At 64.7% G+C, this 2,029-nt stretch carries 3 protein-coding genes and 2 pseudogenes; all 5 read right to left on the reverse strand.

Annotation, left to right across the window (positions count from 1 at the left end):
- Nucleotides 1–208, reverse strand: a 208-nt coding sequence (locus tag PGX04_RS20970; RefSeq protein WP_465263830.1) for a Y-family DNA polymerase, incomplete at its 3' end; no start/stop codon positions are given.
- A 92-nt stretch (nt 209–300) separates the two neighbouring features.
- Nucleotides 301–1,032 carry a GNAT family N-acetyltransferase gene (locus PGX04_RS20975; RefSeq protein WP_273740286.1) on the reverse strand — a complete coding sequence of 244 codons (732 nt, stop codon included), beginning with the start codon at nt 1,030–1,032 and terminating at the stop codon, nt 301–303.
- A gap of 108 nt (nt 1,033–1,140) precedes the next feature.
- On the reverse strand, nt 1,141–1,470 hold the full coding sequence (locus PGX04_RS20980) for a transcription factor S (RefSeq protein ID WP_273740287.1): 330 nt from the start codon (nt 1,468–1,470) through the stop codon (nt 1,141–1,143).
- 75 nt (nt 1,471–1,545) lie between these two features.
- Nucleotides 1,546–1,788, reverse strand: a pseudogene (locus PGX04_RS20985) (RAD55 family ATPase); the annotation flags it as partial.
- A gap of 59 nt (nt 1,789–1,847) precedes the next feature.
- Nucleotides 1,848–2,029 (reverse strand): annotated as a pseudogene (locus PGX04_RS20990) (beta-ribofuranosylaminobenzene 5'-phosphate synthase family protein); the annotation flags it as partial.

The following is a 2,029-nucleotide window of genomic DNA, read 5'->3' on the forward strand; positions in this document are numbered from 1 at the left end:
ACTCGCGGGCCTCGTAGCTCGCGGTGGCGACCGCGCCGATGGTGTCGCCCTCCTCGTAGCCCATCCCGACGACGAGGGGTTCGCCGCGGAGGTCGGGCTCGCGCAGTCGCTCGCAGGAGGCGTAAAAGCAGTCGGCGTCGACGTGGCAGACGATGCGATCCTCGTCGTCCTCGCCGTCGACGCCCGGTAGCCGCGGCCCGTCGGACATTCGTCTACTGGTGGATTCGTCCGGACCGATGTGAACGTTGCGCCCCGGTTCGAGGGGTGGGGGACGGGCCGTGCTCGTTCACGGTCGCAACGCTACAGCTCGTATGCCATCATCACTTCGTCGACGTACTCGCCGTTGATCGTGTAGTGGTCCTTCCGGATCGCCTCCGTGTTCCAGCCGTGAGCCGTCAGGAACTCGAGTGCGGTCTCGTTGACCACGGGGATGCTGTTGTAGAGTTTCCGATACCCGTTCGCTTCGGCCCACTCGACCCCTCGCTGGAGGAGCGTGCTGCCGATCCCGTACCCCTGATAGGTGTCGCGGACGCCGACGGTCTGTCGGGCGACTTCACGAACCGGGTCGACCTGCTGAAGATCGAGGTGGGTCCACCCGATGACGTCCCCGTCGACAGTCGCGACGAAGAACCGCCGGGACTGCACCGCGTTGTGTCTGGTGACGGCGGTTTCGTACAGGAGTTGCTCGGCGATCGTCTCGGCGACGACGTAGGTCTCTTCGGCCGTGACGTCTCGGATCGTCTCGACGAGACCGTCGAAGTCCCGCTGACGAGCGGGGCGAACGGTGACGGTGAACTCGTCCAGGGCATACTTTTCGACGGCACCGAACTCGAGTGCGATCCGGAGGGTTCCGCCCTCCTCTTCGAGGTAGCCGTCCGATTTCAGTTGCTCGAGACACGTTCGAAACTCTTCAGACGGGAGGGAGACGATGTCCGGTAATTTGCGTCGTTCGGCGGTCCCGTGCCGTTCGACGTACTCGTAAATGCGCCTGCTGGCATCGGAGTCGAACGCCGGCTGTTCTCTCGCGTCCATACGCGCACTACGGGGCGCTCTCGCTTATTCCTTGTTCATTGATAACCCATCTCGTTGCATCCGAACCGGTCACAGTTCGCCTCGGTACGAACCACCGATGTCACAGAATCAGTTGTACTCCCGCCAGCGGTACCCGCACTCGGTACACTTGAAAAAGCGCGTCGGCGGCTCGTCGGCCGAGGCGGTCTGCTTGAGCGTGTACCACGCTTCCTCGGCACTGCACTCGTCGCAGATGACGTCCGTCGCCTTTGGTTTCCCCTCGAAGTTGGCTTCCTCGCTGGATTCGATCACGTCGCCGTTGGTCTGTGACTCCGTCGTGACGAACGCGTCTTCCTGCTCGCGGTCCCGTTCGCTCGAGGCCCCGCAGTCGTCGTTCGTACAGACCATGCGGTCGTCGCGGGCTTTCATCATCGAACCGCAATCGTCGCAAAACTGCATGGTGGATGGCTACGAACTCGGCACGCAAAAAGACACCACTTCGCTCGACCCGCGGCGCGTCAGTGCCGGTTCTCGAGCGCTTCGTTCGTCCGTAAACGGGACGTAGTGGACGGCCTCGAGGACCGTCGTCTCCGGCTCGAGGTCGCCGTAGTAGCGGTCGAACAGTTCGGGATCGGCGCCGACGAGCCCGTTCATCGCGGCGCTCGTGTAACAGAACTCCCGCGCCCCGGCACCGGATTCGACGGCCGGGAGGACGACGCTCCCGGTCGGCGCACCGCCGCCGATCGTTCGATCGAGCCGTGAGATTCCGAGCGGCATCCGCTCCGTACCTGTCCGTTCTGACCGAGGGGCTTACGTACTGTGGGCCACCTCTCTGCCTACCGGTCGTTTCCGTCCACTCGAACTCGAGCCCCGCCCTCCGCCGGTTCCGCGAGGATAACCCGGCCCTCGAGCCCGCGATCGGCGAGCGCGTCCTCGGCCGCGGCTTCGGCCTCGTCGGCGTGTCGGGTATCGGTGACGCCGTAGACGACCGGCCCCCACGACGACTGACCGACGCCGG

The organism is Natrinema soli, from assembly GCF_028618695.1.